This is a genomic window from Acidisoma sp. 7E03 (genome assembly GCF_054665075.1).
In genome coordinates, this window is sequence record NZ_BAAFHE010000001.1 from 13208 (window position 1) to 35810 (window position 22603).

Sequence of the window (22603 nt, forward strand, 5' to 3'; positions counted from 1 at the left end):
CATCGCGGGCGCCCCGATCTCAGGGGACGCCATGTCTAAACCGATTGAAGACTACGCCATGATCGGCGATGGCGAGACGATCGCGCTCGTCGATCGCACCGGCTCCATCGACTGGCTGTGCCTTCCACGTTTCGACAGTGATGCCTGCTTCGCGGCCCTTCTGGGCGAGGCGCAGCACGGCTGTTGGCGCCTCGCGCCCGCAGACGCGGTGCAGGAGACGAAGCGGCGCTATTGCGGTGACACCTTAGTGCTGGAGAGCGAGTACCGCACGGAAACCGGCCTGGTCTCCGTCTTGGATTTCATGCCGATCCGCCGTGGCAAGAACGCGGCCGTCATCCGCATCGTGAGCGGCCTCGAGGGCGCCGTCCCGATGGTGTCCGACCTCGCCCTCCGCTTCGACTATGGCACTCTCTCCCCCTGGTTCAACGCGGAGAAGGACGGCACGCTGATCGGCCGCGTCGGGCCCGATCTCGTCGCCCTTCGTGCCGGGGTGCCGCTGCGGCACGAGGAGGACAGGATTCTGGCGCAGTTCACGGTGAAGAGCGGTGACCGGCTCGCCTTCACCCTGCAGCATGACGGATCGACCGCGGCGCTGCCGGAGCCTCTCGACCCCGAGCGGCTACTGGGGGAGACGAAGGAATGGTGGCTGGCCTGGATCGGCCGCTTCACCCGGCAGACGGAGTGGCCGAGCCTCATCAAGCGCTCGCTGATCACGCTGAAGGCGCTGACCTATTTCCCCACGGGTGGCATCGTCGCGGCGGGCACGGCAGGACTGCCGGAGAAGCCGGGCGGTGGCATGAATTGGGACTACCGCTATTGCTGGCTGCGGGATTCCACCTTCACCCTCACCGCACTGCTCAATGCCGGCTACACGGAGGAAGCGCGCGCCTGGCTGCATTGGCTGCTGCGTGCCGTTGCCGGCAATCCGGACCGCATCCGCATCGCCTATCGCGTCGACGGCGGGCGCCACCTGCAGGAATGGGAGGCAGACTGGCTGCCCGGATGGGACGGTGCGACCCCTGTGCGCATCGGCAACGGCGCCGCGCGCCAGCGCCAGCTCGACATCTTCGGCGAGGTCATCGACTCCACGCATCTGGCAGAGCGCGCCGGGCTTGACCGCAGCCCCTGGGAGGTGGAAGTCGAACGCAGGCTTGTTCTGCACGTGGCGGAGACGTGGCGAGCGCCCGACCAGGGTTTGTGGGAAAGCCGCGGCTTTCCGCGCCACTACGTCTATTCCAAGGCGATGGCCTGGGTAGCGGTGGACCGCTTTCTGAAGATGGTTGCGGTGCGTTCCGACATCACGGCCGAGTTGCGCGTGCAACTGACCTGCCTGCGGGACGAGATGCATGCGGAAATCTGCGCCAAGGGCTGGTCGGAAAAGCGCGGCAGCTTCGTCTCCCACTACACCAGCCGGCGGCTGGACGGCAGCCTGCTGCTGCTGCCGCTGATCGGCTTCCTGCCGATCGACGATCCGCGCATCACCGCGACCATCGCTGCCTGCGAGTCCGAGTTGATGGAGGGCGGCTTCGTGCGGCGCCACAAGGCGCCCGCCTTCGGCACCGAGGAAGGCAGCTTCATCGCCTGTTCCTGCTGGCTCGCCAACTGCATGGTGATGCAGGGCCGGCACGAGGAAGCCCGCGCCCTCCTCGGCCGCATCGCCGGCATCGCCAACGACGTCGGCCTGCTGTCGGAGGAATATCACGTACGGCAGGGCCGATTGCTCGGCAACCTGCCGCAGGCGCTGTCGCACCTCGCCTTCGTCAATGCGGCGCTCTGCCTCTCTGGCCCCGTCCTGCAGCGGGGTGGCGGCTGAGGCATGAAACCTGCTTCGATGGGGGCAACGCGCGAACCGTTACGCGCGGGACCCCTGACCGAGGCAGCGACCGATGGATCTGACCGCCCTTCCCTTCGACGCCCATGAGATGCTGGCGCGCCTGAGGCCCTGGATTCTGTGCGAAAGCCCCACGCATGACGTGGCGGCCGTCAACCGCATGATGGACCTCGCGGCCTGGGAGGTCGCCGCCTCCGGTGCTGCGATCGAGCGAATCCCCGGGCGTATGGGTTTTGGCGATTGCCTGCGCGCCCGCTTTCCGCACCCCAAGGCCGGTGGGCCGGGCGTGCTCGTCATGGCGCATCTCGACACCGTTCATCCCATTGGCACGCTCGCCGACCTGCCCTTCCGCGAGAAAGACGGCCGCTGCTGGGGCCCGGGCATCTGGGACATGAAGGGCGGCACCTTCGCGGCGCTGGAGGCGATCCGCACCCTCGCCACTCTGGGGCTCGAAAGCCCCCTGCCTGTCACCCTGCTGCTGACCAGTGACGAAGAGGTGGGCAGCCCCTCCACCCGCGATCTGATCGAGGCAGAGGCGCGCCGCCACCGCTACGTCTTGGTGCCGGAGCCGGCAACGCCGGACCGCGGCGTCATCACCGGCCGCTACGCGATCGCGCGCTTCCGTCTGCTGGCCGAAGGCCGGCCCAGCCATGCCGGCGCCGCGCTCTCCGAAGGGCGCTCCGCGATTCGGGAAATGGCGAAGCAGATCGTGGCGATCGAGGAGATGACCACGCCTGACTGCACTTTCAGCGTCGGCATCGTGCACGGCGGGCAATGGGTGAACTGCGTCGCCACCACCTGCACCGGCGAAGCGCTGAGCATGGCCAAGCGCCAGGCCGATCTCGATGCCGGCGTCGCCCGCATGCTGGCGCTGCAGCCGACGACGCCGGAGACGCGCTTCACCGTCACGCGCAGCGTCACCCGACCCGTCTGGGAGCCCAATGGCGCCTGCCTCGGGCTCTACGAGACGGCACGGCAGATCGCCGGGCACCTCGGGCTCGACCTGCCTCATCACAGCGCAGGCGGCGGCTCGGATGCCAATTTTACCGGCGCACTAGGTATCGCAAGCCTGGATGGGCTCGGCCTCGTCGGCGGCTTCGGCCACACGCTGAACGAGCAGATCGAGATTGCGAGCCTCGCCGAGCGGGCGCGCCTGATGGCCGGCCTCCTGCTGGAACTTCGCTAAAAGACACGGATTGAGCGTCGAAACGTTTTGGCCCATGATTTGCATGGCACCCATGCGTCAACAGCGCCATTGAGGATCAGGTCATGAAACGTGCCTTCGGTTTCCTTCTCGCCGCCGCGACGGCTCTCTCCGGCCTCGCGCCGGCAGCCCGCGCCGCGGACCCCGGCGTCCTGCACATCTACAACTGGACGGACTACACATCGCCGGACCTGCTGAAGAAGTTCACCAAGGAAACCGGGATCAAGGTGACGCTCGACACCTATGATTCGAACGAGACGCTGCTGGCCAAGCTGAAGGCCGGTGCCACCGGGTATGACCTCGTCATCGTCTCGAACGACTTCGTGAAGATCTTCGTCGATCAGCATCTGATCCAGAAGATCGACGCGGCCTCGATGCCGAATTTCCACTACCTTGAGCCGCGCTGGCAGAAGCGCGATTGGGACCCGACCGCAGACTACACCGTGCCCTGGCAGTGGGGCACCACTTCCTTCATCTACGACACGGCCGTCTATTCCGGCCCGGTGGACAGCTTCGAAACCCTGTTCAAACCTCCTGCGGTCTTCAAAGGCAAAGTCGGCATGCTCGGCTCGCCGAGCGAGGTGATCAACCTCGCGCTCGTCTACGAAGGCGCCAAACCTTGCGATTCCGATCCGAAGTACATGAAAGAGACGGTGGAGTTGCTGAAGGCGCAGAAGCCCTTCGTCAAAGTCTACAATTCCGACGCGATCGACGACCGCATGATCTCCGGCGAGACGACCATGAGCATGGAGTGGTCGGGCGGCGCCGCGCGTGTGCGCGCCCGCAAGCCCACGGTCCGCTACGTCTATGCCAAGGAAGGCGGCATCGGATGGATGGACAACCTCGCCGTGCCCGTCGGCGCGCAGGACGTGGAGAACGCCAAGAAGTTCATGAACTTCATGATGGACCCTGAGAACGCCGCGCTCGAAACCCAGTTCGCCCAGTATCAGAACGCGGTGCCGGAATCGGCGAAGTTCCTGCCCGACAGCATCACCAAGGCGCCGGAGTTCAATCCGCCAGCCGATTACAAGATCTACTTCTCACCCGGCTGCGACGTGCAGGCGACCAAGAGCTTCGACCGCATCTGGACCATCCTGCGCCAGTAAGCGCGGGCTACTTCTTCGGCGTGGAGGCGGCGGGTTCCGTCGTCTCCATCTGCTCCGCCTCGCTCGTCTGCGGCGGCACGGGCGGTGCATGGAAGGCCGAGGAGGCATCGTAGTTTGGACCGGTCACCGGCTGCATCGTGGGCTCGGGCTGGCGCAGGCACCCGCGGAAGATCGGGTTGCAGACACCATCGTTGCCGATCGTCAGGTCATCCGCGCCGGTGTAGTGCACTTCGCTCACCTTGTTGTTCACCACGCGGACGTCCGCGGTGCAGCCATTTCCGCTGCCGCCGAGCGCGACCCCGCCGAGGTTGAGCGGCAGGCTGAGCGTGAAGCCGTTTCCGTTTGCCGGCGTGTAGGTATAGGTGTCAACGTGCGCGGCGGAATTGATCTTAGTTGATTTGACAGGTGGGCCGGCGCAGGCCAGCAAGTCTGCCGAACTCATGCCGATCATGCTGATCTGCGCTTCATGCGCTTGGCGGGATGCGCCATAGCCGCATCCGGCAAGGGAGAGGGTCGCAAGCATGAGGGCGGTCCGGCGCATGTCACCTCCGTCGATGGTTCTGCTCCCTCACTTGCTCATGATCACCGCGGGCGGAACCCATGGAATCGCTCTGGAGGCCTCTTCGCGCCTCAAATACCCGTGAAGCTGCTTGCGAATGTCTTCGCTCTGTAACCGGCAAAGGCGCAGAACCGTTGGACAAAACGGGGAGGTTCTGTACCAAACGGCACCGATCATCGCTCGCGCTGCCGTGAGAGATTCGGTGGCCGGCCGAGCCCGGAGTCTGAGCATGAGTCTTTCCCAGGCCGCCGCCCTCTTCTGTCTGGTGGCAACGGTCATCAACCTGGCGGGCCTCGCCATCGCGGGGCTTCGCCTGCGCCGCCCGCGCGGCGTGCTGCCTGCGCCTGCGGAAGCGCCCCGGGTCACCATCATCCGGCCGCTCTGCCGCATCAACAACTTCGAGCGCGAGACCCTCGCCTCCACCTTCCTGCTCGACTATCCCGATTACGAGATTCTCTTCTGCGTCGAAGATGCGGACGACCCGGTGGTCGGCCTCGTCCACGGTCTGATGGCGGCGCATCCGCATGTCCGCGCCGAACTGCTCATCGGCGCCAATCGCCGCACCGCCAATCCGAAGCTCAACAACTGCCTCAAGGCCTGGGACGTGGTGCGCACCCCTTGGGTGATCATGGCCGACAGCAACGTGCTGATGCCGCGGGACTACGTGCAGCGCATGCAGGCCGCGTGGCGCGCCGATAGCGGCCTCGTCTGCTCCATGCCCCAGGGCAGCCGGCCCGCGAACTTCTGGGCCGAATTGGAATGCGCCTTCCTCAACACCTTCCAGGCGCGGTGGCAGTATGTCGGGGAAAGCCTCGGCCAGGGCTTCGCCCAGGGCAAGAGCATGCTGATGCGGCGGGACCTCGTGGAAGCCGGCGGCGGCTTGCTGCGGGCACTTGGGGCGGAGCTCGCGGAAGACGCCGCCTTCACCAAGCTGGTGCGCGGCGCCGGGCTGCACGTTCACCTGGTGGACATGCCCTTCGAACAGCCGCTCGGCCAGCGCCGGCTCAGCGAAGTCTGGTCCCGTCAGGCACGATGGGCGATGCTGCGCCGCCTCACCTTCCCCATCATGTTCATCCCGGAACTGCTGACCGGCGCCTTCTTCCCGATCGTCGCGGGCGTCTATGCCGCCTGGGAGGCCGACCTCAACGTCGCCATGGTCGCGGTGGGCCTGGCCGCGCTCTGGTTCGGCGCCGAACTTGCCCTTGCGCGCCGTTGCGGGTGGCACGTCTCCTCCCGCCTGCTGCTGGCCTGCGCCCTGCGCGATTGCCTACTGCCCGGGCTCTGGCTGGTCGCATGGCTGCGCCAAGACTATGTATGGCGCGGCAATGCGGTGAAGGTGCAGCCAGTGATGGCCGAGGAGTTGGATTGAAGAGGATTACGACCGGGCTGGCCTTGCTGGCCGCCTCTCTGACCTGCGCCGCGCCGGCGCTGGCCCAGACCAAGATCGGCAGCGTTGATACGACCTTCCGCATTCTGGGCGCCAACGATCGGGTGGTGGTCGACCGCTACGACGACCCCGACGTCCCCAACGTCTCCTGCTACGTCTCCCACGCGGCGACAGGCGGCGTGTCCGGCAGCCTCGGCCTGGCGGAAGACCCGTCCCGCTTCTCCATCGCCTGCCGGGCAACCGGCCCCGTTTCCTGGTCCGACAAGCTGCCGGACAAGCAGCGCGTCTTCTCGCGCGGCCTTTCGGTCTTCTTCAAGAACCTCGAGGTCTACCGGATGCTGGACCGCGAGAAGAAGGTCATCCTCTACGTGGTGATCAGCACCCGCATCAAGGAAGGCAGCCCCTTCAACTCGATCAGCGCTGTCGCGACCGACGTCGCACCTTGACGGCCCACGCCCTGTTCAATTGGGCAGGGCGCGCGGATGCAGCGCGGGCAGGCAGCGGCCGTCAGCCGAAAAGAGATAGGCGAGTTCGCCGCGCAGGCCGAGTTGCATCTCCGAGGCACGGCCAAGCTCCCCATGGCCATGCGTCTTCACGTGCAGGGCCGTGCCGTCCGGCAGACGCACATGGGCCAGAACCTCTCCGCCCAAATGCTCCACCATCTCGGCGCGCGCCGGCAGGAAGGCCTCGCCCGGGCCGCCCACCGCCTCGCCGATGCCGATGTGTTCGGGCCGAAGGCCGAGGCTCACCGCCTGGCCCGCCGCAAGCCCCTCCGCGGCGACAGGCACGGCAAGCGTGCCACCGCCCGGCAAGGCCACCGTCACCCCCTCTGGCCCCACCGCCTGCACGGTGGTCTCCAGCACGTTCATCTTGGGCGAGCCGATGAAGCGCGCGACGAAGAGATTGCGCGGCTGGCGATAAAGTTCGAGCGGCGCGCCGATCTGCTCCACCTCGCCGCGGTTGAGGACGGCGATGCGGTCCGCCATCGTCATCGCCTCCACCTGATCATGCGTCACGTAGATCATCGTGGCGCCGAGCCGATCGTGCAGGCCCACGAGTTCGACGCGCATCTGCACGCGCAGCTCGGCATCGAGGTTGGACAGGGGCTCGTCGAAGAGAAAGGCCTTCGGCTGCTTGACGATGGAGCGTCCGATCGCGACGCGCTGGCGCTGACCGCCGGAGAGCGCGCGCGGCCGCCGGTCGAGCAGATGGTCGATCTGCAGAATGGCCGCCGCCTCGGCGACACGTTTCGCGATCTCCTCCTTCGGCATCTTGGCGACGGTCAGGCCGAAGGCGATGTTCTCGCGCACCGTCATGTGCGGATAGAGCGCGTAGGACTGGAAGACCATGGAGACCCCGCGCCGCGCCGGCGGCCAGCGGGTGACGTCTTCGTCCCCGATCAGGATGCGCCCCGCAGTCGGCTTTTCGAGCCCGGCGATGCTGCGCAGCAGCGTCGTCTTGCCGCAGCCCGAGGGGCCGACGAAGACCATGAATTCCCCGTGGCGGATCTGCATCGAGATGTCGCGCAGAACCTGGGTCTCGGCGAAGCTCTTGTGCAGACGTTCGATGCCGACTTCGGCCATTCCATCCCCTCCCGAGGCGCCTTACCGAAACGGTCCGGTTGACACCTTTCCTGCTGCTCCCTTACAGGATTGTGTTATGGATAACAAATAGCGGCCTGCCGGCGTGGCGTGAAAAATTCCGCGTCTTGCCGTCACCGCCACAACAACCAGCCGGACGCGATCAACGCGCCGGATCACACGAGGGAGGACTGCGCGTGAAAGGCTTGTCTCTGAGTCTCGCGGCCGCGGCGGCGCTGTGCGTCGGCGCCGGACACGCCCATGCTTGGTCGCTCAAGGATGCGTCGGAGCCCTACAAGGGCACGACGATCACGGTCGTCGGCCTCGACCGGCCGAGCTACAAGATTGCACAGCAGCTGACGCCCGAATTCGAGAAGGAGACGGGCATCCATGTCCACTGGAACATCTTCCCCTACGAAGACACGCTGAAGGAGGAGACGCTCAACTTCATCTCCAACAGCCAGCAGTTCGATGCGATCCTGGCCGACGTCGTCTGGCCGGTGAACTTCGCCGATCCGGGCTGGGTGGTGCCGCTGAGCAAGTTCACCGACAACGAAAAGCTCGCCGATCCCGATCTCGACATGAAGGATTTCTTCCCCGTCTGGCTCGCGAGCTTCACGGTGGACAACAAGCTCTACGGCCTGCCCTTCGATTCCTATGCCGGCCTGCTCTACTACAACAAGTCCATGCTGAAGGAGGCCGGCTTCGACAAGCCGCCCGCGACCTGGGACGAGCTTGCCAACACCTACCTGCCGAAGCTCACCGACAAGTCCAAGGGCACCTACGGCTACGCGCTGCAATCGGCCCGCGGCGAGACGCAGACGGCCGATGCCTTCGCGCGCTTCCTGTGGCCCTGGGGCGGGCGTTTCATCGACTATGACAACAAGGCGATTTCGGTGAACGCGCCGAACTCGGTTGCCGGCATCACCTTCCGTCAGAGCCTGCTGAAATACATGCCGGATGGCATCGTCTCCGACGATCACAGCCAGGTCGTGCAGCTCTTCGCGCAGAAGAAGGTCGCGATGATCACCGAATGGTCGGCCTTCTACCCGACGCTCGCCGCCTCCAACCTCGGCGACGATCTCGGCATCGCGCCCGAGCCCAAGGGACCCAAGGGCGGCTACTCCGCCTTCGGCGGCTTCGCCTACATGGTGAGTGCACAGGTCAACAAGAAGCATCAGGACGCCACCTATCTCTTCATCCAGTGGCTGACCTCGAAGGCGATGGCGAAGCCGCTGATCGAAGGCGGCGCCGTGGTCGCCCGGCAGAGCGCGGACGAAGATACGACGATCCAGGCCAAGTTCCCGAACCTCGCGCCGATGGTGGAGACCTGGCAGACCTCGACGGTGCCCGACTGGCGCCCGCAGCTCGGCTGCTATCCGCGCTTCTCGGATATCGTGTCCGACTGGGGTTCACGGATCGAACTCGGCCAGGTGGCGATCCAGGCAGGGCTCGACAGCATGGAGAAGGACCTCACCGGCTACATGAAGTCCTCTAACTGCTGGGGCAAGATCAACAACCCGGAAGCCGCGATGGCGCAGTATAAGTAACCATGACGGCGCGCGGAGGCTTGGTATGAGCGATCACCTGCACGACCGCGCGCCGCCCATGGCGGCGGCCACGCCCAGCCTGCGGGAGAAGATGGAGCCCTGGTTCTTCATTCTCCCCTCCGTCGTGCTGCTGCTCGCGATCGGCCTCTATCCGGTCTTCTACACGCTCGTCGCTTCCTTCCAGTCCTGGGTGATGGGCATGGGCCCGCCGAGCTTCGGCGGGCTTCAGAACTATGCCCATGCCTTCACCTCCAGCGACTTCGGCCATTCCGTGCTGCGCACGCTGGTGCTGATCGTCATCACCCTGCCGATCGAACTCGTCCTCGGCATGATGATCGCCCTCGCCCTGGACAGCCCGAACTTCGCGGCGCTGCGCCGGCTATTACAGATTTGCCTCGTCATCCCGATCGCCATCACGCCCTCCGTGGTCGGGCTGCTGACCCAGCTGATGTTCAACCAGCAGCTCGGCATCATCAATCACCTGCTGGGCCTCATCGGCATTCCAGCCCTCGATTGGCTGGGCCGCCCGCTCTCCGCCTATACCACCGTGCTCATCGTGCAGATTTGGGAATGGACGCCCTTCGTCGCCCTCGTGCTCTCGGCCGCCTTGTCCACCGTGCCGCAGGACATCGACGAGGCGGCGGTGCTGGAGACGGAGCGCTGGTGGCCACGCTTCCGCGCGATCCAACTGCCCTTCATGTGGCCTGGCATCACCGCCGCCCTCGTCTTCCAGACCGCCTTCGCGATCAAGGAATTCGACATGATCTATACGATCGAGAAAGGCGGCCCCGGCACGGCGACGGAAACCGCCGTCATGCAGATCGAGCGCATGGCCTTCCGCGGCTTCGATGTCGGGCTGGCCGCGGCGGAATCGATCCTGATGCTGGTGCTTTCGATCCTGCTCGCCCGCATCTACATCCGCGTCTTCTATCGGGAGATGGACTGATGGCCGGCCTTCGTGCGCCCCTGCTGCGCGGCCTGCAGGCGCTGGCCCTCATCGTCACGCTGCTGCTCATCCTCTTTCCGCTCTATTGGATGGTGACGGCCTCGCTGAAGACGGAGAACGACCTCTTCGCCATGCCGCCGCATTGGCTCTTCAAGCCCACCCTCACGGCCTATGCGGATGCCATCGAGAACACGGAGATTCTCGGCAATCTCGTCAATTCGGTGCTGGTCACGGCGGCGGCCGTGGCGCTCGGCCTCATCGTCGGCGCGCCCGCGGCGTACGGCATCGCGCGCTACCGCTTCCGCGGCCGGCGCGACGTATGGTTCTGGTACGTGACGAACTGGATGCTGGTGCCGGTGGTGGTGCTCATCCCCTTCTACCTCACCGCCTCCTGGCTCGGCCTGATCAACAACCCGGTGGTGCTGATCCTGGTCTATCAGGTCTTCATCGTGCCTCTGGTGGTCTGGCTTCTCGTCGACCAGTTCAGCGCCGTGCCGGTGGCGCTGGAGGAGGCCGCGCAGCTCGACGGGCTCAGCCGCGTGAAGATCTTCCTCAAGATCTCCCTGCCGCTGGTCAAACCCGGCATCGCCGTCGCCGCCATCCTCTCAGGCATATTCGCCTGGAACGACATGCTCTATGCCTTCATCCTGACACCCTCGCCGGACGCCCGCACAGCGCCGACGGTGGTGTTGAATTACCTCGGCGGCTACGTCATTCCCTGGCCGCAGGTCATGGCGGCCTCCACCATGGTCTGCGCCCCGGTCATCATCGGCGGCATCATCGTGCACAAATACATCGCCCGCGGGCTGACGATGGGCGCGGTGAAATAGCCCTCAGGCGTTGCCGAAGCGCCCCGCCGCGGCGATGAAGTCCTCGACGCCCTGCGGCCGAGTGGCGAAAGAGGTGACGAGGCGGATCACGGCCTGGTCGCCCCCCACGCGGCCAGTCCAGCGGTAGAAGCCGAAGCCCTCTGCCTCCAGCGCGGCCACCATGCCTTCCGGCATCACGGCGAAGACTTCGTTCGCCTGCACGGGATGGAGCATGGAGACGCCGGGCAGCGCACCCAGCCCTTCCGCCAGCCGCGCGGCCTGCCCATTGGCGTGGCGCGCATGACGTAGCCACAGATCATCCTCGAGATAGGCGACGAGTTGCGCACTCATGAAGCGCTGCTTCGACCAGAGATGCGCAGCCCGCTTCCGCCGCTCGGCGAAGCCCCAGGCGCGCGCGGGCTCGAAGAAGATCACCGCTTCCGCCGCCATCGCACCGTTCTTGGTGGCACCGAAGGAGAGCGCGGTGACACCGGCCTTCCAGGTCATCTCCGCCGGCGTGCAGCCGAGATGGACCAGGGCATTGGCGAAGCGCGCGCCATCCATATGGAGCGCAATGCCGTGCGCGTGCGCGGCCGCGCCCAGGGCGCGCAGCTCCTCCACCGAATAGACCGCGCCCCACTCGGTCGATTGCGTGATGCTGACGGCCTGGGGCTGCATGAAATGCACCCCGAGGGATCGCGCATGGGCGATGGGCTCGGCGATCTGAGCTGCCTGCAGCCGCCCATCCTCGGTGGGAAGACCGACGAGCTTGGCGCCACCCGTGAAAAATTCCGGCGCACCGCATTCATCGGTGTTGATGTGCGCAACCTCGGCGCAGAGCACGCTGCCGTAGGGTGGCACCAGGGTACTGAGGGCGAGCGCATTCGCGGCCGTGCCGGTCGCCACCGGAAAGACCACGAGATCGGTCTCGAAGATCGCCGCCAGCCGGTCCGTCAGCCGGGTGGTCCAGGGATCGGCGCCATAGGAGGAGACGTTCCCGGTATTGGCCGCCGCCATCGCCGCCATGATCTCGGGCGCGATCGGCGCCACGTTGTCACTGCAGAAGTTCCAAAGGCTCTTGGTGTCGGCGGCCACGGCAGATTCTCCTTCTCAACGGAGCCACCTTTGCCATGGGTGGAGACATTTCCCAAATGCGCATGACCGCAGAGCCGGACTGTGGCATTCTCGACCAAACGTTCCAAGGAACCATAAATATGAAACAACCGGTACGCATCGGCCTTGTCGGCTCGGGCTTCATGGGCCGGACCCATGCGCTCGGCTTCCGCGCGGTGGGCGGTGTCTTCGATCTGCCGCTGGAGCCGCGGCTCGAACTGCTCGCGGACGTCAACCAGGCCGCCGCCGAAACGGCCGCTGCCCGCTTCGGCTTTGCCCGCGCGACTGGTGACTGGCAGACGCTCGTCGCCGATCCCGCAGTAGACGTCGTCGACATCACCGCGCCCAACCTGCTGCATGCGCCGATCGCCTTGGCCGCCCTGGCCCGCGGCAAGCCGGTCTATTGCGAAAAACCCCTGGCCCCGACGGCGGAGGAGGCCTGCCAGATGGTACAGGCCGCGGAGGCAGCCGGCGTGGTGACGCAGGTGGGCTTCAACTACATCTGCAACCCCATGCTGGCGCTGGCGCGCGAGATGATCGAGGCCGGTGAACTGGGACAGATCTGGGGGTTCCGCGGCATCCATGCCGAGGATTTCATGATCGACCGGCGCACGCCTTGGAGCTGGCGACTCGATCCGGCCGGCGGCGCCGGCGCCATCGCCGATATCGGCAGCCACATCATCGGCATGGCGCGCTTCCTGCTCGGCCCCATCGACAGCCTCTGCGCCGATGTGGAGACGGTGATCGGCACGCGCCCCCTGCCCGGCCAGCCGCAGACCACACGGGCGGTGGAGGTGGATGACCAGGCAAGGCTGCTGGTGCGCTTCGCGCGCGGCTGCCGCGGCACGATCGAGACGAGCTGGCTGTCCTCTGGCCGGCAGATGCAGCTGGAGTTCGAGGTCATCGGCGAAAAGGGCGCGCTGGTCTTCAGCCAGGAGCGTTTCAACGAGCTGCGCTACTACAAGGTGGAAGCGGACCGCAGCCGCAACGGCTTCCGCACCATCCTCGCCGGGCCCGAGCATCCGCCCTATGGCGCTTTCTGCGTGGCCGGCGGCCACCAGATCGGCTTCAACGACCTCAAGGTCATCGAAATCCGCAATTTCCTGGCGGCGCTGGCTGGCGGGCCGAAGCCCTTCGCCGATTTCCGCGAAGCCTATGAGGTGCAGCGGGTGATCGACGCAGCGCTGCTCTCCGGCCGCGAGGCACGCTGGGTCAGGTTGTAGTCACAAAAATACCCCGGGCGTCACCGCCCGGGGCTTGTCGTCTCAGGCCGCGCCTTACTTCGTGGCGGCAGTCGGGTCCCAGCCCTTGTAGCTGGCGATGTTGTCGATGGTGATCAGCTCAGGCTTCAGCAGCACGACCTTGGAGGGCGGCGCCTTGCCGTTGGCGACGTCCACCGCATAGGCATAGGCCTGCGCTGCCATGCCGTACGGATCCTGCGCCGCCGTCGCCTTGATCAGCCCGTCCTTGTTCTTGATCTCGGGCACGATGTCCGGCGCGCCGTCCACCGAGGTGATGAAGAAGTCTTTACGGTTCTGCGACTTCGCTGCCAGCTCGAAGCCGATGGCGGTCGGGTCGTTGATGGTGAAGACGGCGTCGATCTTCGGATAGCGGGTCAGCATGCTCTGGCCGACCGCGAAGCCGCCGTCACGCGAGGCCTGGCCGTTCTGGTTGTCGGACAGGATCTTGATGCCCGGATTGGCCTTCAGAACTTCCTCGCAACCCTTCACGCGATCGATGACCGAGGAGACCTGCGGGCCGTTGACGATGACGACGTCGCCCGACTTGTTCGGCAGGTGATCGACGATGTACTGGCAGGCTTCCTTGCCGGCCATCACGTTGTCGGTCATCACGGTCACGTCCGCCCCGGTCGCCGCCACGTCGAAGGCGCCGATGGCGATGCCGGCGTTGTGCGCCTTCATCAGCGCGGGCGCGATCGCAACGGGGTCGGCCGCATTGATCATGATGACCTGCGCACCCGCCGCGATGAAGTTGTCGATCTGGGTGAACTGCTTGTTCAGGTCATAGTCGGAGGAGACCGCGGTGAGCTTCGCGGAGGGGGTGATTTCCTTCGCCTTCGCTTCGATACCCTTGTCGGTGGCGACGAAATAGGGGTTGCCGAGCGAGCCCACGGTGATCCCGACCGTGGTGATGTCCTTCGCCATGGCGGCGGTGGACAGGCCCGCCGCGACGACGGCGCCGAGCGCCACCGCGGACACTCCGTAACGTGCAAACTTCATTGTCGTTCCTCGTATGATTTGAAGCTTTGAGTCTTCAGCGGCCAGCGCCACCACCCTCATGCGACGACCATCGATCGCCGCATGAGCATTCCTTTGCCGCCCTGGCGATCAGGTACGGCCCTTATGGTCCAGGCGATACCGATCGAGCGCTACCGCACCGATGATCACCAGGCCCTTAACGATGAACTGCCAGATGTCGGACACCCCCGAGAGCACCAGGCCGTTGCTGAGGATCGCGATCATCAGCGCGCCGATCAACGTGCCCCAGATGGAGCCGATACCGCCGGTGAAGCTGGTGCCACCCAGGATGACGGCCGCGATCGCATCGAGTTCGTAGCTCTGGCCAAGCTGCAGACCGTTCGCGGCATAGAGGCGGGCAGCCGACATGACGCCGCCGAGGCCCGCGAGGAAGCCCGAAGTGGCATAGACGAAGAGCAGAATGCGTCCGACCTTGATGCCGGTCAGCCGCGCCGCGTCCGGATTGCCGCCGACCGCATAGATGCGCGTGCCGAGCACAGTGCGGCGCAGGATGAACCAGGAGAGCAGCACCACGATCATGGCGATGATCACGAGCCAGGACACGCCGAAGAGCGTGGCATTGCCGATGAAGGCAAAGGGCAGGCTCGGGTTGAAGATCGTCGTATCGCCACCCATCAGGCGCGCCATGCCGCGCACGGCGGTGAGCGAGCCGAGCGTCACGATGAAGGGCGGCAGCCGGATGACGGAGATCAGTAGACCGTTGAGCATGCCGAAGAGCAGGCCGATGCCGAGGCCCGCGGCGATGCCCAGCATGCCAAGGTCGGGAATCTTCGAGACGATCAGGGCGCCCATGGCGGAGGCCGCGAGGATCGAGCCCACCGACAAGTCGATGCCGGCGGTCAGGATGACGAAGGTCATGCCGGCGGCGAGGACGGTATTGATTGCCGCCTGCTGCAGGACGATCGAGGCATTGGTCAGGCTGAAGAAACGTTCGTTCTCCAGACCGAAGCCGATGCAGAGCAGGATGAGCACCGGCAGCATGCCGGCATATTGCAGCATGGCGCGCACGCGCTGCTGATGCGTCATCGTCGCCTTCGTGCCGGCGCCGGGCCCAGTCGCGACCTCAGCCATGGAACATCCTCGCAGTTTGCATCAATTCGACCACAAGCCGGTATCCTGCCCGAGAGCCCAAGGCAAGGCGATTTGAAACTTTTTTGTTCATCACAATGGTCATATCGAAATTATCGGCACGGTGGAGACAGATTCCCATTTCAAAATTACCCGCTGCCACGTCTCATGCGGGCGTCAGGCGGCCTTCGCGGCCGAGACGTCCGTCACCAGCTCCATGATCGCCTCTTGCGTGATCGGCGCGTCCGGCTGGCTCGTCACCTCGCCCACCAGATGCCCGTCCCGCATCACCACGACGCGATCGGACACGCCGATCACCTCGGGCAACTCGCTGGAGATGACGACGATGGCGGCGCCGGATCGCGCGAGCTGGTCGATGATCCGATAGATTTCGGATTTGGCGCCGATGTCGACGCCGCGCGTCGGCTCGTCCAGGATCAGCACGCGCGGATTGGTCTCCAACAGGCGGGACAGCAGCACCTTCTGCTGGTTGCCGCCCGACAGGCTGCCGACGTTGATCTCGGCATTCGGCGCGCGCACGCCGAGCTTCTTGATCGCCTCTGCCGCACGCCGCCGCGCGGCGCCAAGATCGAGGATGCCGCCAATCTTCGCATCGCGCTCGATGACGTTGATGTTGACGTTGCCGTTGATGCTCATGTCGAGGAACAGGCCGAGGATCTTGCGGTCCTCGGTGAGGTAGACGATGCCGGCGTCGATCGCCTGGCCGGGATTGGCGATGTGCTTTTCCTCGCCATTGACGAAGACCTGGCCGCGCTTCTTGGGATCCGCGCCATAGATGAGCCGGGCGAGCTCGGTGCGGCCGGAGCCGACGAGGCCGGCAATGCCCAGCACCTCACCCTCCGCCACCTGGAACGAACAGCCGTGCACGCGGTCGCCGTCATCCATGTCGCGCACGTCGAGCGCGATGCGGCGGCCCTCGACCGGTGCGCGATGCTCCTTCTTGTAGAAGGACGAGGAATCGCGCCCGACCATCATGCGCACGAGGGTCTGCGGGTTGAGTTCGTCCCGCATCAGGGTACCGACCATGGTGCCATCCCGCAGCACGCTCACGCGGTCGGACAGGTCGTACACCTCGGCCATGCGGTGGCTGATGTAGATGATGGCGATGCCTTCATTCCGCAGCGTGCGGATGATGGTGAAGAGCTTCTCTGCCTCACGCGCCGAAAGCGCCGTCGTCGGCTCGTCCATCACCAGGATATGCGGATGCCCTGCGAGCGCCCGGGCGATTTCCACGAGCTGGCGTTCGGCGATGGAGAGGCTCGCCACCTTGTCCGAAGGGCTGAACGGCGCGGCCAGGCGCTCCAGAAAGGGCGCTGCCGCCGCGTTCATCGCACCGCGGTCGATCATGCCGTGCCGCCGCATCTCCTCGCCGAGGAACATGTTCTCGGCAACCGTCAGATTCGGCGCGAGGGCCAGCTCCTGGTAGATCACCGCGATGCCGCTGCGGCGGCCGGCCAGCGGATTGCCGATCTGCAACGGCTTGCCGTCGATGCGGATCTCGCCCCCGGCGTCGGCGTGATAGGCGCCGGAGAGAATCTTCATGAGGGTGGACTTACCGGCGCCGTTTTCGCCCATGAGGGCATGGATTTCGCCGGCATAGGCGGTGAGCGACACGTCCTTCAGCGCCTGCACCGTGCCGAAGGTCTTGCTGATGCCGCGCATCTCAAGCGCAACCTGGCTCTTCGTGGCGAGGTGCTTGACGTCGGCGGTCGCCTTCGGCACATTTGTCGCAGGATCGCTCATAAATTCCTCCGCATCAGCGCATTTCGCTGATTAATGGTCGGCGGTCTGGTGAGGCAGGCATAGGCGGGTGTCAAGCCCGCCCTTGGGCGAGCGGAGCGTAGAGGCGGCGGCGGTTCGCTGCTAGCGCCCTGACCGCTGTGCCGCCGCGGGATCCTCCTCCGAAAACGCAGAACTCGAATCCGTGTGCGCCGCGGCAGAGCCTGGCGCGCCGCATGCGAAGCGGGGCGGCGGCATCGGCCGCCACCCCGCTTCAGACGATCAGCCGAGGGTCGGCATGATGAAGTCGGCGCCCGCGCGGATGCCTGTGGGCCAACGCGAGGTGACGGCCTTGTAGCGGGTGAAGAAGCGAATGCCTTCCGGCCCATGCATGTGATGATCCCCGAAGAGCGAGCGCTTCCAGCCGCCGAAGCTGTGGAAGGCCATCGGCACCGGGATCGGCACATTGATGCCGATCATGCCGGCCTGCACGCGGTGCGCGAAGGTGCGGGCGGAATCGCCGTCACGCGTGAAGATTGCCGTGCCGTTGCCGAACTCATGCTTGTTGACAAGGTCGATCGCGGTTTCGAAGTCATCCGCGCGCACCACGGATAGTACAGGGCCGAAGATCTCTTCCTTGTAGATCTTCATGTCCGGCTTCACCTCGTCGAACAGCGTGCCGCCGATGAAGTAGCCGTTCTCATAGCCCTGCAGCTTGAGTCCACGACCGTCGACGACGAGCTTGGCGCCTTCGGCGACGCCGGCATCGACGTAGCCCGAGACCTTTTCGAGATGCATCTTGGTGACGAGCGGGCCCATCTCGTTCGTATTGTCGGTGCCCGGCCCGATCTTCAGCGCGCGCACGCGGGGTGCCAGCGCATCGATCAGCTTGTCGCCCACGCCACCCACGGCCACCGCGACGGAGATCGCCATGCAGCGCTCACCGGCCGAGCCATAGGCCGCGCCCATCAGCGCATCCACCGTCTTGTCCAGATCGCAATCCGGCATGACGATGGCGTGGTTCTTGGCGCCGCCCAGCGCCTGCACGCGCTTTCCGTGCTTGATGCCGGTCGTGTAGATGTATTCGGCGATCGGCGTGGACCCCACGAAGCTCACGGCATGAATGCCGGGATGTTCGAGAATTGCGTCCACCACTTCCTTGTCCCCGTGCACCACACCGAAGACGCCATCCGGCAGGCCAGCCTGCTTGAGCAGATCGGCGATGAAGAGCGAGGCCGAGGGGTCACGCTCTGAGGGTTTGAGGATGAAGCAATTGCCGCAGGCGAGCGCCGTCGGCAGCATCCACAGCGGCACCATGGCGGGGAAGTTGAAGGGCGTGATGCCGGCGCAAACGCCGAGCGGCTGGCGCATGGAATAGGCGTCGATGTCGCGCCCCACCTGCTCGGTGAAATCACCCTTCAGCAGTTCCGGCACGCCGGTCGCGAATTCGATGACTTCCATGCCGCGCGTCACTTCGCCCAGCGCATCCGACAGCACCTTGCCGTGTTCGGAGGTGATGATGGCGGCCAACTCCTTGGCCTTCTGGTCGATGAGATCGCGGAAGCGGAACATTACGCGAGCGCGGGCCAGCGGCGGCGTCGCGGCCCATTTCGGGAAGGCTGCTTCCGCCGCCTTCACCGCCGTATCGACATCCTTCGGCGTGCCGAGCACGACCTGGCGGGCGACGGAGCCATCGGCCGGCTGATAGACATTTGCCGTCCGCGTGGAAGTGCCGGAAGTGCGTTCACCCCCGATGTAATGCTGAACGAGATCCATCATCGTCTCCGCGCCCGTTGTGGGCCGTTACCAGGTGAGAAAGGCGTGATCGGGGGACATGGTGAAGCGCCACTGCCGCACCGGTCCCGCCATCACGTTGAGATAGAAAAGATCGAAGCCGTGCGGTGCGCCGACCGGGTGATAGCCGCGCGGCACCAGCACCACGTCTCCATCACCCACCGCCATGGTCTCATCCAGAGACCGGTCGTCGGTATAGACACGCTGGAGCGCGAAGCCGGAGCCGCGCTTGAGCCGGTGGTAATAGGTCTCTTCGAGATAGGTCTCACGCGGCGGGTCATCCACGTCGTGCTTGTGCGGGGGATAGCTAGACCAGTTGCCCCCGGGCGTCACCACTTCCACCACCAGCAGGCTCTCGGCCACCGCGGTATCCGGCAGGATGTTGCGCACGTAGCGGGTATTGGTGCCCTTGCCGCGCACCTCCTCCCCCACCTCCTGCGGGCCGATGATGCGGGCCGGCAAGCGGCCTTCGGCAGGGGAAGCGCAGACCGCGACCTCCGCCTCCGTCTCGGCCTCCACCGTCCAATCCGACCGCGCGGGGATATAGACCGACCACGGCAGGCCATCGAAGACCGACTCCCGCTCGCCAAGCAGGCCGAAATCCTGGTCGCCGGCGGCAATGCGCACGCGGCCCGAGAGGATGACGAGGCAGACTTCGTTGCCCTCGGTCGGGCGCGCCACCACCTTGCCCGGCGGCAGCTTGAGCACGGAGAAGCCGACATAGCTCCAGCCGGCAGAAGCAGGCGTGAGGTGGTGGATGAAGCCGTCCGCGTCAGGCGCTTTCGGGTGCACCAGCAGCTTGGATGCCATCAGATCAGCCCTCCTTCGCGCAGATAGGTGCGGAGATTGGCATAGCCCATCGTCGCATAGTGCAGCGGATTGGCTTTCGCCGGGTCCTGCTCGGCCTCCAGCACCACCCAGCCGGAATAGCCGGGCAGCGCGCGGAAGATGGAGACGAAGTCGATCGTGCCGTCACCCGGCACCGTGTAGATGCCGTTGAGTACGCTTTTGAGGAAGCTCCAGTCCTCAGCTTCGGATTGCGCGCGCACGCTGGCGCGGATGTCTTTGGTGTGGACGTGGCCGATACGGTCCCGATAGCGCGTGGCGAGACGCACCGGGTCGTCCCCGCCCCACGCCGCATGGCCGGTGTCGAGCAGCAGTTCCACGGACGGGCCGGTATGGGCCATGAAGGCGTCGATGTCCTCCGGCGCCTGCACGACGCTGCCCATGTGGTGGTGATAGACGAGGCGCATGCCGGCGCCGCGCATCATGTCGCCGAGCTGCGTCATCCGCGCGCCGAAGTTCTTCCATTCGGCGTCGGTGAGCTTGGGCCGGCGGGAGAGCGGGGTCTCAATCTCGCCCTGGATGGTGTTCGAGGTTTCGCACACCACCATGACCTCGGAGCCCTGGGCCTTGAGCAGCGCCAGATGCTTCTGCATGGCGGCGAACTCGGCCTCGGCATCGCGCGCCAGAAGCTTCGCGGAATACCAGCCGGAGATGCAGGCGAGGCCGTAGGGTGCCAGCGCCGCCTTCAGCCCCTCCGGCGTGCGGGGGAACTTCTTGCCGAGTTCCATCCCCTCGAAGCCGACCTGCTTGGCTTCGCTCAGAATGGTCTCGAGCGTCGTGTCCCCGCCCAGCTCGGGCATGTCGTCGTTCGCCCAGCAGATGGGGTTCGCCCCGATGCGGATCGCCATGGCCGTCTCGTCTCCTCGTCCCGGGGCGGCAGCGCCGCCCCTGCTCTCTTCAATTGCCGATGAACTGGCGGCCGAGGGCCGCGACATAGCGCTCCCGCGCCGCCATCACTTCGGCGCGCTCGGAGACTTCGGGTACCGCCACGTCCCACCAGTGGCCGCCGGCATCCGTGGAGGGCAGCGGATCGGTATCGATGACGATGGCGTAGCTGCGATCGCTCGCGCGGGCCCGCTCCAGAGCCTGGGTGAGTTCAGCAAGGTTCGCGACCTTCTCCGACACCGCACCGAGGCTCCGCGCATGCAGCGCGAAATCCACCTCCGGCATCACCTCGTGCCGGGCATCCTTCAGCAGATTGTTGAAGCCTGCCCCGCCCGTCGCATGCTGCAGCCGGTTGATGCAGCCGAAGCCACGATTGTCGAGAATGACGAGGGTGAGCTTCAGGCCGAGCATCACACTGGTCGCCAGCTCCGAATTGAGCATGAGATAGGAGCCGTCGCCGATCATCACCACCACCTCGCGCTCCGGCTGAGCCATCTTCACGCCGAGGCCGCCCGCGATCTCGTAGCCCATGCAGGAGAAGCCGTATTCCATGTGGTAGCCGCCCGGCTGTTCCGCCTGCCACAGCTTGTGCAGCTCGCCTGGCAGGCCGCCGGCGGCGCAGAGCACCACGTCGGACGGGCGAGACTGGCGCTGCACCACGCCGATCACTTGGGCGTCGGAGGGCAGCGTATTGCCGGCAGGCTCCGGCGTCACGGTGTAGGAATTGGCGACGTTGAACCAGGCGGCTTTCAGCTCCGCAGCCTTGGCCGTCCAGGCGGCAGGCGCCGCCCAGCCGCCGAGAGCCGCCCCAAGCTCGACCAGGCCGGCGCGCGCATCCGCGACCAGCGGCAGCGCATGGTGCTTGCCGGCATCGAAGGTCTGGGTGTTGAGGCCGATGATGCGACGCCCCTCCCCCTGAAAGAGCGCCCAGGAGCCGGTCGTGAAATCCTGCAGCCGGGTGCCGACGGCCAGGATGACATCGGCATCCGCCGCCATCTCATTGGCTGCACCCGTGCCCGTCACGCCCACCGCGCCCATGTTCATCGGGTGGCTCGCCGGAAGCGAGGATTTGCCGGCCTGCGTCTCACCCACCGGAATGCCGTGGCTCTGCGCGAAGGCCGCGAGTTCGCCTTCGGCCTCGGAATAGAGCGTGCCGCCGCCGCACAGGATGAAGGGACTCTTGGCGCTCTTCAGCAGAGCGAGGGCGGCGCCGAGTTCCACGGCATCCGGCCGCGGGCGGCGCGGCTGCCAGATCCGCTCTTCGAAGAAGGAGAGCGGGAAATCAAAGGCCTCGGCCTGCACGTCCTGGCAGAGGCCCAGCGTGACCGGGCCGCATTCCGCCGGATCGGTCAGCACCTGCATGGTGCGGGCGAAGGCCGGAATGATCTGCTCCGGCCGGGTGATCCGGTCGAAATAGCGCGAGACCGGGCGAAAGGCGTCATTGGCGCTCACCGTGCCGTCGCCCCAATCCTCGATCTGCTGCAGCACCGGGTCAGGCCGGCGGCCGGCGAAGACATCGCCCGGCAACAGCAGCAGCGGCAGGCGGTTGACATGCGCGACGGCCGCAGCCGTGACGAGGTTGAGCGCACCGGGTCCGATGGAGGTGGTGCAGGCCATGGCACGCCGGCGGCGCAGCGCCTTGGCATAGGCAGTCGCGGCATGCGCCATGGCCTGTTCGTTATGGGCACGGAAGGTCGGCAGCTGCTCGCGGACGCCATACAGCGCCTCCCCTAGCCCCGCGACGTTGCCATGGCCGAAGATCGCCCAAACACCGCCGAAGAAGGGCAGCTGGCGGGTCTCTCCGCTGGCGGTTTCGACCACCGTCTTCTGGGCGGCCATGGCGCGAACCAGGGCCTGGGCCATGGTGAGGCGAAGTGTGCGCATCGTCCTGCGTTTCCCGTTTGTC

Annotated in this window: 19 protein-coding genes; 9 read left to right on the forward strand and 10 right to left on the reverse strand. The window is 65.9% G+C overall.

Annotated features, from left to right (window positions below; translation table 11 throughout):
- Nucleotides 1-31: 31 nt before the first annotated feature.
- The 3 genes from ACYQ6W_RS00070 (at nt 32) to ACYQ6W_RS00080 (ending at nt 4141) form a co-directional block, all read left to right on the forward strand.
- Nucleotides 32-1813: a glycoside hydrolase family 15 protein gene (locus ACYQ6W_RS00070; protein ID WP_459672763.1), complete on the forward strand. Its 1782-nt coding sequence runs from the start codon at nt 32-34 to the stop codon at nt 1811-1813.
- A gap of 73 nt (nt 1814-1886) precedes the next feature.
- Nucleotides 1887-3017 carry a M20/M25/M40 family metallo-hydrolase gene (locus ACYQ6W_RS00075; RefSeq protein WP_459672765.1) on the forward strand — a complete coding sequence of 377 codons (1131 nt, stop codon included), beginning with the start codon at nt 1887-1889 and terminating at the stop codon, nt 3015-3017.
- Nucleotides 3018-3100: 83 nt separating this feature from the next.
- Entirely contained in the window at nt 3101-4141 is a 1041-nt protein-coding gene (locus ACYQ6W_RS00080) for an extracellular solute-binding protein (RefSeq protein WP_459672767.1), read from the forward strand.
- Nucleotides 4142-4148: 7 nt separating this feature from the next.
- Here the strand turns inward: ACYQ6W_RS00080 and ACYQ6W_RS00085 are convergent, their stop codons facing one another.
- Nucleotides 4149-4682: a hypothetical protein gene (locus tag ACYQ6W_RS00085; protein ID WP_459672768.1), complete on the reverse strand. Its 534-nt coding sequence runs from the start codon at nt 4680-4682 to the stop codon at nt 4149-4151.
- A 247-nt stretch (nt 4683-4929) separates the two neighbouring features.
- Between ACYQ6W_RS00085 and ACYQ6W_RS00090 the strand changes: the two genes are divergently transcribed.
- A complete protein-coding gene (locus ACYQ6W_RS00090; protein ID WP_459672769.1) occupies nt 4930-6069 on the forward strand; it encodes a ceramide glucosyltransferase in 1140 nt (379 codons plus the stop codon).
- Entirely contained in the window at nt 6066-6533 is a 468-nt protein-coding gene (locus tag ACYQ6W_RS00095) for a CreA family protein (protein ID WP_459672770.1), read from the forward strand. Before ACYQ6W_RS00090 ends, ACYQ6W_RS00095 begins: the two co-directional genes overlap by 4 nt.
- Nucleotides 6534-6548: 15 nt before the next feature.
- Here ACYQ6W_RS00095 and ACYQ6W_RS00100 read toward each other — a convergent pair whose 3' ends face one another.
- A complete protein-coding gene (locus tag ACYQ6W_RS00100; RefSeq protein ID WP_459672771.1) occupies nt 6549-7670 on the reverse strand; it encodes an ABC transporter ATP-binding protein in 1122 nt (373 codons plus the stop codon).
- 194 nt (nt 7671-7864) lie between these two features.
- Between ACYQ6W_RS00100 and ACYQ6W_RS00105 the strand changes: the two genes are divergently transcribed.
- Genes ACYQ6W_RS00105 through ACYQ6W_RS00115 form a run of 3 tightly spaced genes read left to right on the forward strand, consistent with a single transcriptional unit; the run spans nt 7865 to nt 10993 of the window.
- The gene (locus ACYQ6W_RS00105) at nt 7865-9217 is read left to right on the forward strand and encodes an ABC transporter substrate-binding protein (protein ID WP_459672773.1); all 1353 of its coding nucleotides are present in this window, start codon (nt 7865-7867) and stop codon (nt 9215-9217) included.
- A gap of 25 nt (nt 9218-9242) precedes the next feature.
- Nucleotides 9243-10163 carry a carbohydrate ABC transporter permease gene (locus ACYQ6W_RS00110; RefSeq protein ID WP_459672775.1) on the forward strand — a complete coding sequence of 307 codons (921 nt, stop codon included), beginning with the start codon at nt 9243-9245 and terminating at the stop codon, nt 10161-10163.
- A complete protein-coding gene (locus tag ACYQ6W_RS00115; protein ID WP_459672777.1) occupies nt 10163-10993 on the forward strand; it encodes a carbohydrate ABC transporter permease in 831 nt (276 codons plus the stop codon). Before ACYQ6W_RS00110 ends, ACYQ6W_RS00115 begins: the two co-directional genes overlap by 1 nt.
- Nucleotides 10994-10996: 3 nt before the next feature.
- Here the strand turns inward: ACYQ6W_RS00115 and ACYQ6W_RS00120 are convergent, their stop codons facing one another.
- Nucleotides 10997-12067, reverse strand: a complete 1071-nt coding sequence (locus tag ACYQ6W_RS00120; RefSeq protein WP_459672778.1) for a threonine aldolase family protein — start codon at nt 12065-12067, stop codon at nt 10997-10999.
- A 119-nt stretch (nt 12068-12186) separates the two neighbouring features.
- On the opposite strand from ACYQ6W_RS00120, the gene ACYQ6W_RS00125 reads away from it, so the two are divergent.
- Complete coding sequence (locus ACYQ6W_RS00125) at nt 12187-13308, forward strand: Gfo/Idh/MocA family protein (RefSeq protein WP_459672779.1); 1122 nt, start codon at nt 12187-12189, stop codon at nt 13306-13308.
- A 54-nt stretch (nt 13309-13362) separates the two neighbouring features.
- Here the strand turns inward: ACYQ6W_RS00125 and ACYQ6W_RS00130 are convergent, their stop codons facing one another.
- The 7 genes from ACYQ6W_RS00130 to iolD all read right to left on the reverse strand — a co-directional run bounded on the left by ACYQ6W_RS00130 (nt 13363) and on the right by iolD (nt 22581).
- Entirely contained in the window at nt 13363-14325 is a 963-nt protein-coding gene (locus ACYQ6W_RS00130; RefSeq protein ID WP_459672781.1) for an ABC transporter substrate-binding protein, read from the reverse strand.
- 108 nt (nt 14326-14433) lie between these two features.
- Nucleotides 14434-15435: an ABC transporter permease subunit gene (locus ACYQ6W_RS00135; RefSeq protein ID WP_459672782.1), complete on the reverse strand. Its 1002-nt coding sequence runs from the start codon at nt 15433-15435 to the stop codon at nt 14434-14436.
- 174 nt (nt 15436-15609) lie between these two features.
- A complete protein-coding gene (locus tag ACYQ6W_RS00140) occupies nt 15610-17196 on the reverse strand; it encodes a sugar ABC transporter ATP-binding protein (protein ID WP_459672783.1) in 1587 nt (528 codons plus the stop codon).
- A gap of 258 nt (nt 17197-17454) precedes the next feature.
- Nucleotides 17455-18948, reverse strand: coding sequence for a CoA-acylating methylmalonate-semialdehyde dehydrogenase (locus ACYQ6W_RS00145; RefSeq protein WP_459672785.1), 1494 nt, complete (start codon nt 18946-18948; stop codon nt 17455-17457).
- Nucleotides 18949-18975: 27 nt separating this feature from the next.
- A complete protein-coding gene (gene iolB / locus ACYQ6W_RS00150; protein WP_459672786.1) occupies nt 18976-19776 on the reverse strand; it encodes a 5-deoxy-glucuronate isomerase in 801 nt (266 codons plus the stop codon).
- Nucleotides 19776-20660, reverse strand: a complete 885-nt coding sequence (iolE, locus tag ACYQ6W_RS00155; RefSeq protein ID WP_459672787.1) for a myo-inosose-2 dehydratase — start codon at nt 20658-20660, stop codon at nt 19776-19778. The genes iolB and iolE overlap by 1 nt, the downstream gene beginning before the upstream one ends.
- Nucleotides 20661-20709: 49 nt before the next feature.
- Nucleotides 20710-22581 (reverse strand): 3D-(3,5/4)-trihydroxycyclohexane-1,2-dione acylhydrolase (decyclizing), encoded by a 1872-nt coding sequence (gene iolD / locus ACYQ6W_RS00160; protein ID WP_459672789.1) that lies wholly within the window; start codon nt 22579-22581, stop codon nt 20710-20712.
- Nucleotides 22582-22603: the final 22 nt, after the last annotated feature.